Source organism: Streptomyces sp. NPDC004721, assembly GCF_053601495.1.
In genome coordinates this window covers 14,359-28,853 of the sequence record NZ_JBSGBZ010000030.1, presented here as the reverse complement: position 1 = coordinate 28,853, position 14,495 = coordinate 14,359, and the positions used below count along the sequence as shown (strand labels likewise).

The 14,495-nt window shown below is 70.3% G+C and carries 11 protein-coding genes; 8 read left to right on the top strand and 3 right to left on the bottom strand.

The window, feature by feature from the left end:
- Positions 1-474 precede the first annotated feature (474 nt).
- The gene (locus ACWEK3_RS25805; protein WP_453250678.1) at positions 475-1,308 is read left to right on the top strand and encodes an HAD family hydrolase; all 834 of its coding nucleotides are present in this window, start codon (positions 475-477) and stop codon (positions 1,306-1,308) included.
- 370 nt (positions 1,309-1,678) lie between these two features.
- Here the strand turns inward: ACWEK3_RS25805 and ACWEK3_RS25800 are convergent, their stop codons facing one another.
- On the bottom strand, positions 1,679-2,542 hold the full coding sequence (locus ACWEK3_RS25800) for an oxidoreductase (RefSeq protein WP_450539652.1): 864 nt from the start codon (positions 2,540-2,542) through the stop codon (positions 1,679-1,681).
- Between the two features lie 100 nt (positions 2,543-2,642).
- Between ACWEK3_RS25800 and ACWEK3_RS25795 the strand changes: the two genes are divergently transcribed.
- A complete protein-coding gene (locus ACWEK3_RS25795; protein ID WP_450539650.1) occupies positions 2,643-3,623 on the top strand; it encodes an ATP-binding protein in 981 nt (326 codons plus the stop codon).
- 6 nt (positions 3,624-3,629) lie between these two features.
- Here the strand turns inward: ACWEK3_RS25795 and ACWEK3_RS25790 are convergent, their stop codons facing one another.
- The gene (locus ACWEK3_RS25790) at positions 3,630-4,892 is read right to left on the bottom strand and encodes a hypothetical protein (RefSeq protein WP_453250677.1); all 1,263 of its coding nucleotides are present in this window, start codon (positions 4,890-4,892) and stop codon (positions 3,630-3,632) included.
- A gap of 319 nt (positions 4,893-5,211) precedes the next feature.
- On the opposite strand from ACWEK3_RS25790, the gene ACWEK3_RS25785 reads away from it, so the two are divergent.
- From ACWEK3_RS25785 to ACWEK3_RS25760, 6 genes are all read left to right on the top strand, one after another.
- On the top strand, positions 5,212-7,617 hold the full coding sequence (locus tag ACWEK3_RS25785; protein WP_453250676.1) for a SulP family inorganic anion transporter: 2,406 nt from the start codon (positions 5,212-5,214) through the stop codon (positions 7,615-7,617).
- Positions 7,618-7,746: 129 nt separating this feature from the next.
- On the top strand, positions 7,747-9,711 hold the full coding sequence (gene acs, locus ACWEK3_RS25780) for an acetate--CoA ligase (protein ID WP_450539644.1): 1,965 nt from the start codon (positions 7,747-7,749) through the stop codon (positions 9,709-9,711).
- Positions 9,712-9,933: 222 nt separating this feature from the next.
- Entirely contained in the window at positions 9,934-11,376 is a 1,443-nt protein-coding gene (gene nhaA / locus ACWEK3_RS25775) for a Na+/H+ antiporter NhaA (RefSeq protein ID WP_450539643.1), read from the top strand.
- A gap of 121 nt (positions 11,377-11,497) precedes the next feature.
- Positions 11,498-11,992 (top strand): phage holin family protein, encoded by a 495-nt coding sequence (locus ACWEK3_RS25770; RefSeq protein ID WP_390724538.1) that lies wholly within the window; start codon positions 11,498-11,500, stop codon positions 11,990-11,992.
- Complete coding sequence (locus ACWEK3_RS25765; RefSeq protein ID WP_361414153.1) at positions 11,989-12,939, top strand: alpha/beta fold hydrolase; 951 nt, start codon at positions 11,989-11,991, stop codon at positions 12,937-12,939. The genes ACWEK3_RS25770 and ACWEK3_RS25765 overlap by 4 nt, the downstream gene beginning before the upstream one ends.
- Before the next feature lie 127 nt (positions 12,940-13,066).
- Positions 13,067-13,246, top strand: a complete 180-nt coding sequence (locus tag ACWEK3_RS25760) for a hypothetical protein (RefSeq protein ID WP_361414150.1) — start codon at positions 13,067-13,069, stop codon at positions 13,244-13,246.
- A 21-nt stretch (positions 13,247-13,267) separates the two neighbouring features.
- On the opposite strand, the gene ACWEK3_RS25755 is transcribed toward ACWEK3_RS25760, so the two are convergent.
- A complete protein-coding gene (locus ACWEK3_RS25755; protein WP_450539638.1) occupies positions 13,268-14,467 on the bottom strand; it encodes a MarP family serine protease in 1,200 nt (399 codons plus the stop codon).
- Positions 14,468-14,495: the final 28 nt, after the last annotated feature.

Below are 14,495 nucleotides of genomic sequence, written 5' to 3'. Positions count from 1 at the left end.
GGCCGCACGCGCCCGGACAATCGGAACCGGCCATGAACTCGCCGGGAACGGTGCGCGTCGGAATCAGGGTGCAGTGATCCGGGAAATCGTGTGGATCTTGGTCAAAAACTGTGGACAACTCGATGGCTGTGAATATCGCCATCACCCATACCGGTGACCCCTGTACTGGTTCCCGTACGACTTCCACAGAGCAGCGCCACCACTACACAACGTGACGGATCATGGAAATCTCTTGAAACCCGCGCGGTGCGGCCGATCCGGCGCGGCAACCACGGACAGAAAGGGAGAAACCCACCCGGACATGCGACGACCCCCGCCGGGGGGGAGAGCGGGGGTCGTCTCCACGGCCGACTCGGGGGGGGAGGAGTCGGACCGGGTTGGCACGGTCGCGAACGATCCGTGACTTCCATGGTGTACCCGAGAGCCCTCTCAGGCAAACCCACGCGCCCACCTTACGCCGAATGGGCTGCCCCTATGCTCAGGGGCGTGGAAAACCACTCCTTGCCCCGCACAGCGGCCTTCTTCGATCTGGACAAGACGGTCATTGCGAAGTCGAGCACGCTCACCTTCAGCAAGTCCTTCTACCAAGGCGGACTGATCAACCGCAGGGCCGTGTTGCGAACGGCGTACGCCCAGTTCGTCTTCCTCGCCGGCGGCGCCGACCACGACCAGATGGAGCGCATGCGCGAGTATCTGTCCGCGCTGTGCCGCGGCTGGAACGTGCGGCAGGTCAAGGAGATCGTCGCCGAGACGCTGCACGACCTGATCGACCCGATCATCTACGACGAGGCCGCGTCCCTCATCGAGGAGCACCACACCGCCGGCCGCGACGTGGTCATCGTGTCCACGTCGGGCGCGGAGGTGGTCGAGCCGATCGGCGAACTGCTGGGCGCGGACCGCGTGGTGGCCACCCGGATGGTGGTGGGGGAGGACGGCTGCTTCACCGGCGAGGTGGAGTACTACGCCTACGGCCCGACCAAGGCGGAGGCGATCCGCGACCTGGCCGAGTCCGAGGGGTACGACCTCAGCCGCTGCTACGCCTACAGCGACTCGGTGACCGACCTGCCGATGCTGGAGTCGGTCGGGCATCCGCACGCCGTGAACCCGGACCGGGCGCTGCGCCGGGAGGCCGTCGCGCGCGCGTGGCCGATTCTCGACTTCCACCGGCCGGTGCGGCTCAAGCAACGGCGGCCCGCGTTCTCCGTACCGCCGCGTCCGGCCCTGGTCGCGGCGGCGGCCATAGGCGCGGCGGCGGCCACCGCGGGGCTCGTCTGGTACACGAGCCGGCGCCGGAACTCGATCGCCTGATCCGCCGCCCGGCCGCCGGAAAAACCCGCGCGGCACTCGCGCGCCCTTTTAGCTCCTGTTTGAACCTGAAAGTAAAGAAGTGCAGCCAGGGGTTCCGCTTACTCCCGGCTTGCAGTACAAAGGACTCGACGGCCCGCGAGACCAAAGGACATCCGAAAGGATCACCCTTAAAGCTCAATTGGCCCCACGGACCGAGCATGAACACGGAGCACCCACGCGACGTCGACCCGTCGATTACGGGCCAGCCGCACCAGGTGACGGGCAAAGATCCCGACCTGATGGGCGACATATCGAGGACGCTTGGTAACTCGGTGGTCATGCCAGCGGCGGTACGAATTCTCGTACCGCCGCAACCCTGTGTCCGGGGCCGTCACGCCGCCCCGCGCTGGAGCGCCTCGCACACTGCCGTGGACTCGCGCGCACCCAGCTCAACCGCCCTTGCGCAGTGGGTGATCCAGGCCGCCATGCCCTCCGGGGTGCCGGAGACATAGCCGTCGAGGGCGGCCAGGTAGGCCGCGCGGCCCAGTTCGGCGTGGCCGACCTCGGCGGGGCAGACCGACTTGGGGTCGAGACCGCTGCCGACCAGGACGATGCGCTCGGCCGTCCGGGCGACCAGGCCGTTGTGAGAGACGAAGGGGCGCAGCGCCAGGAGTTCGCCGTGCACCACGGCCGCCGTCACCAGGGCGGGCGCGGAGCTGCCGGCGATGATCAGCTCCGACAGTCCCTCCAGGCGTCCGGACACCTCTGCGGCGCTCGGCGGCGCCAGCTCGATCAGTGGCTCGCCGACGTCCTCACCCTCCTGACGCGGCCGTCCGACCGCGTCCTCCTGGCTCGCGGCGGCCACAAGATGCAGCCTGGCCAGCACCCGCAGGGGCGACTGCCGCCAGATGGACAGCAGTTGGCCGGCCTCGGCCGTCAGCCTCAGAGCGGCGCCCATCACCCGCGCCTCGTCGTCGCCGCTGAAGTCGGAGCGCCGGCGCACCTCCTCCAGGGCCCAGTCCGCACCGGACAGCGCCGCGGAGCCGCGCGCACCGCGCAGCGCCGCCTCGGAGGTGATCTCGTTGCTCCGGCGCCGCATGACCCGGTGCCCGTACAGGCGGTCCACGGCCTTGCGCACGGACTCCACGGACTCGGCCACACCGGGCAGCGCACCCAGGGCCGCAAGGGGGTCCTCCCTGCTCGCGCTCGTTCGAGAGCTTGGGGGAGGATCGGCGGCCGCTCCTGTCGTACTCATGAGTACGACCCTACGGGCCCGGGCACCCCGCCCCACGAAGGAGTGGTCTTCTTCACGCACCCCTCCACGCTGAGCAATCAGGGCTCTACGCTTCGTGAACATGAAAATTGCTTTCGTCGGAAAGGGCGGCAGCGGCAAGACCACTCTGTCCTCCCTGTTCATCCGCCATCTCGCGGCCACCGGCGCGCCCGTCGTCGCGATCGACGCCGACATCAACCAGCACCTGGGGGCCGCGCTCGGCCTGGAGGAGGCGCAGGCCGCCGCGCTGCCGGCGATGGGCGACCGGCTGCCGCTGATCAAGGACTACCTGCGCGGCACCAACCCGCGCATCGCCTCCACCGAGACGATGATCAAGACGACCCCGCCGGGCGAGGGCTCGCGCCTGCTGCGCCTGTGCGAGGACAACCCGCTCTACGACGCCTGCGCGCACCCGGTGGAACTCGGCAGCGATGCCGCGCGTTTGATGGTCACCGGCCCCTTCACGGACGCCGACCTGGGGGTCGCCTGCTACCACTCCAAGACCGGGGCGGTGGAGCTGTTCCTGAACCACCTGGTGGACAGCCGCGACGAGTACGCCGTGGTCGACATGACGGCGGGCTCGGACTCCTTCGCCTCCGGCATGTTCACCCGCTTCGACATCACGTTCCTGGTCGCCGAGCCGACCCGGAAGGGGGTCTCCGTCTACCGCCAGTACAAGGAGTACGCCCGCGACTACGGGGTCGTCCTGCGCGTCGTCGGCAACAAGGTGCAGGGCCAGGACGACCTCGACTTCCTGCGCGCCGAGGTCGGGGACGACCTGCTCGTGACCATCGGGCACTCCGACTGGGTGCGCGCCATGGAGAAGGGCCGGCCGCCCCGGTTCGAGTTCCTGGAGGACGCCAACCGCCGCGCGCTGCGCCTGCTCCAGGTCGCCGCCGACGCCACGTACGAGCTGCGCGACTGGAACCGCTACACCCGCCAGATGGTGCACTTCCACCTGAAGAACGCCGCCTCGTGGGGAAACGAGCGGACCGGGGCCGACCTCGCGGCGCAGATCGACCCCGGCTTCGTCCTCGGCGAGGGTGTCACCGCCCCGGCGTGAGCACCGCTACGGCTTGGGCGCCCCGGGTACGCCCTTGGGGGCCGGGGCCGGGTGGCTCGGCAGGAAGGACGCCCAGCCCCGCGGCGGGGCCTCGCCGACCTTGAGGGTCCGCAGCTCGGCGAGGGTCCGTGGGTCCTGGGCGTCCAGCCAGTCGGCCAGCTGCCGAAAGGAGACACAGCGCACGTCGGGCTTGTCGCACACCTCCTTCACGACGTCCTCGACGGCGCGCATGTAGGTGCCGCCGTTCCAGGACTCGAAGTGGTTGCCGATCACCAGCGGGGCCCGGTTGCCGTCGTAGGCCCGGTAGAAGCCCTTGAGCAGACCGTGGCGCATCTGGTTGCCCCAGTAGCCGAACTTGGCGGGGTCGCCCTGGGTCTGCGTGCCGGACTGGTTGACCATGAAGCTGTAGTCCATGGCCAGTTGCTCGTCGGTGTGCCCGGGGAAGGGCACCAGCTGCATCGACAGGTCCCACAGGCCGTCCCGCCTCTTGGGCCACACCTGGTTGTTGACACCGCTGCTGTCGTAGCGGAAGCCCAGTTGGCTCGCCGCCTTGACGAAGTTCTTCTGGCCCTCCAGGCACGGGGTGCGGCCGCCGACGAGTTCCTTGTCGTAGTCGAAGGGCAGCGAAGCGGTGTTCTTCATGCCGGTGTTGGTCTTCCAGGACTTCACGAACTGCTTGGCCTGGGCGATCTCGCTCTTCCACTCGTCGACCGACCACTTTCCGACCCCGCCGTCGAGGCCGCAGAAGTGACCGTTGAAGTGCGTGCCGATCTCATTGCCCTCCAGCCACGCCAGACGCGCCTGCTCGACCGTGTCGGCGATGCCCTGGGCGTCGTTGAAGCCGATCTCGGAGCTGCCCGGGGCGTGCCGCGGCGGGCGGTACAGGTCCCGCTTCCCCTGCGGGAGCAGGTACACGCCGCTGAGGAAGTAGGTCATGGTCGCGTTGTTGGCCTTGGCGACCTCGCGGAAGCGGGAGAACAGCTTCTGGCTGTCCTCCCCCGCCCCGTCCCAGGAGAACACGACGAACTGAGGTGGCTTCTCGCCGGCCTTGAGCCGCTCCGGTCTGGCCAGGTGCGGCTGCGCTCCGGTGTACGCGGTGGACCCGTCGCCGATCAGGCGGACGATGTTCCCGGGCAGTTGCGGGCCCTTCTGCGGGGCGCCTGGCGCGCCCCGCCTGGGCGCCTCGGGGCCGCTCGCGCAACCGGCGAGCGACGAGGCGCAGAGCGCGGCGACGGCGACGCCCGCGGCGATCCTCTGGGTGGCGGCCATGTTTCGCCCACCTTCTTCCTTCTCTCGTCCGACGCCGGGACGGCGTGTGCTGGTGGTGTGCCGGACGGGCCGACAACGCCGTCAAGATCGCATGGACGGAAGAAGGAATTAGTATGACAAGCCAATAAAAATCTCACTTCACTCAACGAGGTGATTTGCTGCCCCATTTGAGTTGACAATTCAGGCATGGCCTTTACTCGGCATTACGATCGCTTTACTCAGCGCTGATTTCGCCGTTCCCGTTCAGTCCCGCTGAGTCAGCCGAAAGTCGAGTCAGCCGAAAGTTCCGCGACCGCGCCACCCCGAGGAGACGGGAAACATGCCGGCCTGCGTCCCGCCCCACACCGCGAAGTCCGCCCGCACAGAGCGTTCCCACCCGCCGCACAGCCCGCCCCGGCGACCGCGTCGCCTCCGCCTCGCGGGGGCCGACCTGTCGGCCTCCGTCGCGGTCTTCCTGATCGCCCTGCCCCTCTCCCTCGGTATCGCCCTGGCCACCGGCGCCCCGCTACGGGCCGGCCTCGTGGCCGCAGCGGTGGGCGGACTCGTCGCCGGACGGCTCGGCGGCTCACCGCTCCAGGTCAGCGGCCCGGCCGCCGGACTCACCGTCGTCACCGCCGATCTGATCCAGCGCTACGGATGGCGTACGACCTGCGCCGTCACCGTTCTCGCCGGTCTCGCCCAACTCGCCCTCGGCTGCCTGCGCGTGGCCCGCGGCGCGCTCGCCGTCAGTCCCGCCGTCGTGCACGGCATGCTCGCCGGGATCGGGGTGACCATCGCCGTCGCCCAGGTGCACATCGTCCTCGGCGGCAGCCCGCAGAGCTCCGTGCTCGACAACCTCCGCGCCCTGCCCGCCCAGTTGACCGGCCTCGACCCGGCGGCCCTCGCCGTGAGCGCACTGACCCTGGCGGTGCTGCTGACCTGGCCACGCCTGCCCGGCCGGGCGGGGCGCCTGCTGGGCAGGGTGCCGGCCGCGCTCGTCGCCGTCACCGCGGCCACCGCCGTCGCCTCCCTCACCGGGCTGGTGCTGCCCAGGGTCGATCTGCCGGCCTGGCGCAGCCACGCCCTGGCCGGACTGCCCCAGGGGCAGGTGCTCGGGCTCGTCGCCGCAGTGCTCGGCACCACGCTGGTGTGCAGCGTGCAGTCGCTGCTCGGCGCGGTCGCCGTGGACAAGCTGGTCGCGGGCCGCGCCGGGCCGGCCACCCGGGCCGGCCGCTCGGACCTGGACCGGGAACTGCTCGGCCAGGGCGCCGCCAACGTCGTCTCCGGCGCGCTCGGCGGCCTGCCGGTCGCCGGGGTGGCCGTGCGGAGTACGGCGAATGTGCGCGCGGGTGCCGTGAGCCGGAACTCCACGATGCTGCACGGCGCTCTCGTAGTGATCGCCGCGCTGCTGATGGTCCCGGTGCTGGAGTTCGTCCCGCTCGCCTCGCTCGCCGCCCTGGTGATGGCCGTCGGCATCCAGATGGTGTCCCCGCACCACATCCGCACGGTGACCCGCCACCAGGAGGTGCCGGTGTACGCCGCCACCGCCCTCGGCGTGGCGGCCCTCGGCGTCCTCCAGGGCGTGGCCCTCGGCATCGCCGTGGCCGTCGCCGTCGCCCTGCGCCGCCTCACCCGCACCCGCATCACGCACGAAGAGCGGAAAGGAGTCCATCACGTCCATGTACGAGGGCAGTTGACGTTCCTCGCGGTGCCGCGGCTCAGCCGGGCCCTGCACCTCGTGCCGCCGGGAGCCGCGGTAGTCGTCCGGCTGGACGGCTCGTTCATGGATCACGCGGCGTACGAGGCACTGCAGGACTGGCAGCGGACGCACACCGCGCAGGGCGGCTCGGTCGAACTCACCGGCCGTCGTGCCGGAGTCCGCATCGCCGAGCCCGCCGCGCCGGACGGCGCCCGGTGCCGCTGCCGGCCCTGGACGCCGTGGCGCAACCACCAGTGCGGGAGCACGGCACCCGGCGACCGCGGCCACCGGCTGGCGCACGGCATCCGCGCGTTCCAGCACAGCACGGCTCCCCTGGTGCGCGAGGAACTGGCGCGGCTGGCGCGGGAGGGACAGCGCCCGTCCCAACTCTTCCTCACCTGCGCCGACTCGCGACTGGTCACGTCGATGATCACTTCCAGTGGTCCCGGCGACCTCTTCGTCGTGCGGAACGTGGGCAACCTCGTGCCGCCGCCCGGGCAGGGCGACGACGACTCGGTGGCGGCGGCCGTGGAGTACGCGGTGGACGTGCTCGGTGTGCGCTCCATCACGGTGTGCGGCCACTCCGGGTGCGGGGCCATGCAGGCCCTCCTCGCCTCGGGCCCTGACTTCGCCTCAGGCACCGGCTCCGGCTCCGGCTCCGGACACACTCCTACGCCGCTCGGACGGTGGCTGCGGCACGGGCTGCCCAGTCTGGAGCGGATGGCGGACGACGGCCGCCCCGGCCCCCGGCCGGCCGGACGGCCGCCCGCCGACGCGGTCGAGCGGCTGTGCCTCACCAACGTGGTCCAGCAGCTGGAGCACCTGCGCGCCCACGACTCGGTGGCCCGCGCCCTGCGGGAAGGGGCGCTGGAGCTGCACGGGATGTACTTCCACGTGGGCGAGGCCGAGGCGTACCTGCTCACGGGGGCGGACGGCGAGGAGACCTTCACCCGGGTCGAAGCGACGGAGACTCCGCAGGCGACGGCACCATCCCTCACATTGAGCGACACGTCAGGCACTCTCAGCGAGAAAGCATTCCAGGAGTGAACCTCAGGCGATCGTCGTGCGTGACCCGTGGATGAGCGGGTGTCAGGATGAGGGGGTTGACCGACACCCTGGGGCCCTCGGAGAATCGGGCACATTGATTGGTCTAAACCACTGGGACGGTGTGCGACGATGGCAGACAACGAGCGTTCTTCACTCTCCAACCTCCTGAAGGAGGAGCGACGTTTCGCGCCGCCCGCCGACCTGGCCGCGAACGCCAACGTCACGGCGGACGCGTACGAGCAGGCCAAGGCCGACCGGCTGGGATTCTGGGCCGAGCAGGCCCGCCGGCTGACCTGGGCCGTGGAGCCGACCGAGACGCTCGACTGGTCGAACCCGCCGTTCGCCAAGTGGTTCAAGGACGGCACTCTCAACGTGGCGTACAACTGCGTCGACCGGCATGTGGAGGCCGGGCACGGCGACCGCGTCGCGATCCACTTCGAGGGTGAGCCCGGCGACCACCGCGCCCTCACCTACGCCGAGCTCAAGGACGAGGTGTCCAGGGCCGCGAACGCACTGCTCGAACTCGGCGTCCGGAAGGGCGACCGAGTCGCGATCTACATGCCGATGATCCCGGAGACCGCGGTCGCGATGCTGGCCTGCGCCAGGATCGGTGCCACGCACTCGGTGGTCTTCGGCGGCTTCTCCGCGGACGCGCTCGCCACCCGCATCCAGGACGCCGACGCCAGGGTCGTCATCACCGCCGACGGCGGTTACCGGCGCGGCAAGCCGTCGGCGCTCAAGCCGGCCGTCGACGAGGCGGTCGAGCGCGTGGACAACGTCGACCACGTGGTCGTGGTCCGCCGCACCGGCCAGGAGGTCGACTGGACCGAGGGCAGGGACCTGTGGTGGCACGAGATCGTCGACCGGCAGTCCGCCGAGCACACGCCGGAGGCGTTCGAGGCGGAGCACCCGCTGTTCATCCTCTACACCTCGGGCACGACGGGGAAGCCGAAGGGCATCCTGCACACCTCCGGCGGCTACCTCACGCAGGTGGCGTACACGCACTGGGCGGTCTTCGACCTCAAGCCGGAGACCGACGTGTTCTGGTGCACCGCCGACGTCGGCTGGGTCACCGGCCACTCGTACATCGTGTACGGGCCGCTGGCCAACGGCGCGACGCAGGTGATGTACGAGGGCACGCCGGACACCCCGCACCAGGGTCGCTTCTGGGAGATCGTGCAGAAGTACGGCGTCACGATCCTCTACACGGCGCCGACCGCGATCCGTACGTTCATGAAGTGGGGCGACGACATCCCCGCGAAGTTCGACCTGTCCTCCCTGCGCATCCTCGGCTCGGTCGGCGAGCCGATCAACCCGGAGGCGTGGATCTGGTACCGCAAGAACATCGGCGGCGACCGCACCCCGGTCGTCGACACGTGGTGGCAGACCGAGACCGGCGGAATCATGATCTCCCCGCTGCCGGGTGTGACCGCCGCCAAGCCCGGCTCGGCCCAGCGGCCGCTGCCCGGCATCTCCGCCACCGTGGTGGACGACGAGGCCAACGAGGTGTCCAACGGCGGCGGCGGCTACCTGGTGCTCACCGAGCCGTGGCCGTCGATGCTGCGCACCATCTGGGGCGACGACCAGCGGTTCATCGACACCTACTGGTCGCGGTTCGAAGGCCGGTACTTCGCCGGTGACGGCGCCAAGAAGGACGACGACGGCGACATCTGGCTGCTCGGCCGCGTCGACGACGTGATGCTCGTGTCCGGGCACAACATCTCCACCACCGAGGTCGAGTCCGCCCTCGTCTCCCACCCCTCGGTCGCCGAGGCGGCCGTGGTCGGCGCGGCGGACGAGACGACCGGACAGGCGATCGTCGCCTTCGTGATCCTGCGCGGCGCGGTCACCGAGACCGAGGACCTGGCCGCCGAGCTGCGCAACCACGTCGGCTCGACGCTCGGCCCGATCGCCAAGCCCAAGCGGATCCTGCCGGTGGCGGAGCTGCCGAAGACCCGCTCCGGGAAGATCATGCGGCGCCTGCTGCGCGACGTGGCGGAGAACCGGCAGCTCGGAGACGTCACGACGCTGACCGACTCCGCCGTCATGGACCTCATCCAGGCCAAGCTCCCCGCGTCGCCCAGCGAGGACTGAGCGGGGAACGCCCGGAAGACGGACGAGGACTGAGTACGGCCTTCAAGGGGCACTCGGCGGGACACGCGCCGGGTGCCCCTTCCGCATCCCGGGCGGACACCGGGACCTGCTCGGCCCCGCCTTGGGTAAGGTGGGCGGGACAACACAACGGAAAAATCCCTCAGGTGCGCCGGGAAGTCTGGTCGGCATGTGATCCGTCATGCCCACCGACCGGAGGTTCCCGTGGCCGCGCCCCGCACCGACACCCCAGCCCGCAAGTTCCTCGGACGTCTGTCCCTGCCCGAGCGGAACTTCGTGGCGGACGCGCTGCGCACCGAGACCGTCGGTGGTGTGATCCTCCTGCTCGCTGCGGTCGCCGCCTTGCTCTGGGCGAACATCCCCGGCCTGCGCGGCAGCTACGAGAGCGTCGGACACTTCCACCTCGGCCCCGCCTCCCTCGGCCTGAACCTCTCCGTGGAGCACTGGGCCGCCGACGGACTGCTCGCCGTCTTCTTCTTCGTCGCCGGGATCGAGCTCAAGCGCGAACTCGTCGCCGGAGACCTCAAGGACGCCAGAGCCGCGATCCTGCCGGTGATCGCCGCGCTGTGCGGCATGGCGGCACCGGCCGTCGTCTACGCCCTGACCAACCTCGTCTCGGACGGCTCGCTCGGCGGCTGGGCGGTGCCGACCGCGACGGACATCGCCTTCGCGCTCGCCGTGCTCGCGGTCATCGGCACCTCGCTGCCCAGCGCCCTGCGCGCCTTCCTGCTGACACTCGCCGTCGTCGACGACCTGTTCGCGATCCTGATCATCGCCGTCTTCTTCACCGGAAACCTGAACTTCGCCGCGCTCGGCGGCGCGGCGGCCGGCCTCGTCGTCTTCTGGCTGCTGCTGCGCAAGGGCGTGCGCGGCTGGTACGTGTACGTGCCGCTCGCCCTGGTCATCTGGGCGCTGATGTACAACAGCGGCGTACACGCCACCATCGCGGGCGTCGCGATGGGCCTGATGCTGCGCTGCGCCCCCCACGAGGGCGAGAAGACCTCCCCCGGCGAGCGCGTCGAACACCGCGTACGGCCCCTCTCGGCCGGTCTGGCGGTGCCGCTGTTCGCCTTGTTCAGCGCGGGCGTCTCCGTCTCGGGCGGGGCGCTGGCCAACGTGTTCACCCGGCCCGAGACACTCGGCGTCGTCCTCGGACTCGTCGTCGGCAAGACGGTCGGCATCTTCGGCGGGACCTGGCTCACCGCCCGCTTCACCAGGGCGTCGCTCAGCGAGGACCTCGCCTGGGCCGACCTGTTCGCCGTGGCGACCCTCGCCGGGATCGGCTTCACCGTCTCCCTGCTCATCGGCGAACTGGCCTTCACCGGCGACGCGGCGCTCACCGACGAGGTCAAGGCCTCCGTCCTCACCGGCTCCCTCATCGCGGCGATTCTGGCGACCGTCCTGCTGAAGATCCGCAACGCCCGGTACCGGAGGCTGTGCGAGTCCGAGGAGCGGGACGACGATCTCGACGGCATCCCGGACGTCTACGAGCAGGACGACCCCGCCTACCACCTGCGCATGGCCGAGATTCACGAACGGAAGGCCGCCGAGCACCGCCGGCTCGCCGAGGCGAAGACCGCCGAACAGGACGGGCGGCTTGCCGAAGTGCCGGACAGGGCAGGCGAGCAGGACGGCGGTCCGGCATGATCTGACGGGACGGTACAAATGACAGGAGCGTTCCCAGTCGGGCAGAAGTCAGGCACTGACAGCAGCCGGACAGAGACCGGACGGAACGCAGTCCGAAGTCAGGCAGGAGAGGAAAACCGCGATGAGCGCACCCGACGGCAGCCCGGTCGGCACCGAACGCAGCATCGGCCAGCTGTTCGCCTCGGCGACCACCGAGATGTCGGCCCTGGTGCACGACGAGATCGCACTGGCGAAGGCCCAGTTGCGCAAGGACGTCAGGCGCGGCGCGGCCAGCGGCAGCGTGTTGGGCCTGGCCGGTGCGCTGCTGCTGTTCTCCCTGCCGATGCTCAACTTCGCGCTGGCGTACGGCATTCACACCTGGACCAAGTGGAACCTCGCCCTCTGCTTCCTGCTCTCCTTCGCGGCCAATTTCCTGATCGCCGGCGTACTGGCGCTGATCGGTGTGCTCCTCGGGAAGAAGACGAAGAAGAGCCAGGGCCCGCAGAAGGTCGCCGCGTCCATGAAGGCGACGGCCGGGGTGCTCCAGAACGCCAAGCCGCACCCGCGCCCGGAGCCGGCCGCCCTGGAGGACCGCTCCCCCGCGGCCATCGAGGCTGTGGCACGCTCGACCTCATGACGGAGCCCGCCACCCCTTCGGCGCAATCGACGCCGGTCGTCCGGATCGACCTGCCCGGCGGCAGGAAGGTGACGCACCGGGACGTCGCGGCCAACGGCGCCCGCTTCCACATCGCCGAGCTCGGCGACGGACCGCTGGTCCTGCTGCTGCACGGCTTCCCGCAGTTCTGGTGGACCTGGCGGCACCAGCTGGTCGCCCTCGCCGACGCCGGTTTCCGGGCCGTCGCGATGGACCTGCGCGGTGTGGGCGGCAGCGACCGTACGCCCCGCGGTTACGACCCGGCCAACCTCGCCCTCGACATCACCGGAGTGGTCCGCTCGCTCGGCGAGCCGGACGCCGCGCTGGTCGGCCACGACCTCGGCGGCTACCTGGCGTGGACGGCGGCCGCGATGCGCCCCAAGCTGGTACGGCGGCTCGCGGTCGCCTCGATGCCGCACCCCAGGCGCTGGCGTTCGGCGATGCTCGGGGACGTCCGGCAGACGGCGGCGAATTCGTACATCTGGGGATTCCAGCGGCCCTGGATCCCCGAGCGGCAGCTCACCGCCGACAACGGCGCCCTGGTGGCCCGGCTCGTACGGGACTGGTCAGGGCCGCGGCTGCCGGACGACGAGGCGGTGGAGACGTACCGCCGCGCCATGTGCATCCCCTCGACGGCGCACTGCTCCGTCGAGCCGTACCGCTGGCTGGTGCGCTCGCTGGCCCGGCCCGACGGCATCCAGTTCTACCGCCGGATGAAGCGGCCCGTGCGCGTGCCGACGCTGCACCTGCACGGCTCCCTCGACCCTGTCCAGCGCACCCGCAGCGCGGCCGGCTCGGGCGAGTACGTCGAAGCCCCCTACCGCTGGCGCCTCTTCGACGGCCTCGGCCACTTCCCTCACGAGGAGGATCCGGTGGCCTTCTCGACGGAGCTGGTCAACTGGCTGAAAGACCCCGAACCGGATCGGTGACCCGGACGATGCGCCCGGTATCCGAACGTGAACACCTGTCCTGCGAACTGCCAATTGCCCGGCGCATAGGCCAATTGGGGAGTCCGCGGGCGGTTATCGACCTTGGGGCGGGGGCAGACGTCCCGGTATGGGCTGGACGCACGACTACAACGACGTAGCAGGCACCCGCCGTTCGGTGAGCGGTCCCAACTCCCATCAGCGCGGAGCTCCGCCGCTGACGGACACGGATCCACGGGTGGGCATTCCCCGCATCCTGCGCCGCCGAGCGCGCTGGGTCTCGGTACGCCTGCGTCACAGCCGCGGCTGACCCGGCACCGGCCGGCACGGCCTACAGCGCGCAGTCGTCGCTGCCCACCTGCTGGTTCGCGGTACGCCCCTGCGCGATGTCCTGCTGGATCTCGTCGATCGTGAGCGCGTAGCCGGTGTCGGCGTCGTCGAGGGACTTGGCGAACACCACGCCGTACACCCTGCCGTCGGTCGTGAGCAGCGGGCCGCCGGAGTTGCCCTGGCGCACGGTCGTGTACAGCGAGTAGACGTCACGGCGCACGGTGCCGCGGTGGTAGATGTCCGGGCCGCTGGCCGTGATGCGGCCGCGCACGCGCGCGGCACGGACGTCGTACGACCCGTTCTCCGGGAAGCCGGCGACGATCGCGCCGTCGCCGCTGCGCGCGTCCGTGCCGGTGAACTTCAGGGCCGGCGCCTTCAGGTCCGGCACGTCCAGCACGGCGATGTCGCGGTGCCAGTCGTACAGGACGACCTTGGCGTCGTACTTCCGTCCCTCGCCGCCTATCTGGACGGTGGGTTCGTCGACCCCGCCCACGACGTGCGCGTTGGTCATGACGCGGCGGTTTCCGAAGACGAAGCCGCTGCCCTCCAGCACCTTGCCGCAACTGCGCGCGGTGCCCATGACCTTGACGACGGACTGCTTGGCGCGCAGGGCCACGGCGCTGTTCGCCAGCGCTGGGTCCGGGGGCTGTACATCGGTGATGGGCTCGTTGGCGAACGGACTGAAGACCTGCGGGAAGCCGTTCTGCGCGAGGACGGAGGTGAAGTCCGCGAACCAGGTGTCGGCCTGCGCGGGCAGCACCTCGGAGACCCCGAGCAGCACCCGGGAGTTGCGCACCTCCTTGCCCAGCGTCGGTATCGTCGTCCCGCCGAGGGCCGAGCCGATCAGCCAGGCGACCAGCAGCATGGCGACGACGTTGACCAGGGCACCGCCGGTCGCGTCCAGGGCGCGGGCCGGGGACCAGGTGATGTACACGCGCAGCTTGCTGCCGAGGTGGGTGGTCAGTGCCTGGCCGACCGAGGCACAGACGATCACGACGATGATCGCGACGACGGCCGCGGTGGTGCTGACCGGCGTGTTGTCCGTCATCGCGTCCCAGATGACCGGGAGCGTGTACACGGCGAGGAGTCCGCCGCCCAGGAAGCCGATCACCGACAGGATGCCGACGACGAATCCCTGGCGGTAGCCCACGACCGCGAACCACGCCGCGGCGATCAGCAGCAGGATGTCCAGCATGTTCACCGCGTCGAGCCTCGCCTCATCATGTTTC

Excerpts from the sequence above, each read along its gene's own strand:
- ACWEK3_RS25760 (WP_361414150.1), top strand. The coding sequence starts at position 13,067 with ATGGGCTGGACGCACGACTACAACGACGTAGCAGGCACCCGCCGTTCG.
- ACWEK3_RS25765 (WP_361414153.1), top strand. The coding sequence starts at position 11,989 with ATGACGGAGCCCGCCACCCCTTCGGCGCAATCGACGCCGGTCGTCCGG.
- acs (WP_450539644.1), top strand. The coding sequence starts at position 7,747 with ATGGCAGACAACGAGCGTTCTTCACTCTCCAACCTCCTGAAGGAGGAG.
- ACWEK3_RS25800 (WP_450539652.1), bottom strand. The coding sequence starts at position 2,542 with ATGAGTACGACAGGAGCGGCCGCCGATCCTCCCCCAAGCTCTCGAACG.
- ACWEK3_RS25785 (WP_453250676.1), top strand. The coding sequence starts at position 5,212 with ATGCCGGCCTGCGTCCCGCCCCACACCGCGAAGTCCGCCCGCACAGAG.
- ACWEK3_RS25805 (WP_453250678.1), top strand. The coding sequence starts at position 475 with ATGCTCAGGGGCGTGGAAAACCACTCCTTGCCCCGCACAGCGGCCTTC.
- ACWEK3_RS25790 (WP_453250677.1), bottom strand. The coding sequence starts at position 4,892 with ATGGCCGCCACCCAGAGGATCGCCGCGGGCGTCGCCGTCGCCGCGCTC.
- ACWEK3_RS25770 (WP_390724538.1), top strand. The coding sequence starts at position 11,498 with ATGAGCGCACCCGACGGCAGCCCGGTCGGCACCGAACGCAGCATCGGC.
- ACWEK3_RS25795 (WP_450539650.1), top strand. The coding sequence starts at position 2,643 with ATGAAAATTGCTTTCGTCGGAAAGGGCGGCAGCGGCAAGACCACTCTG.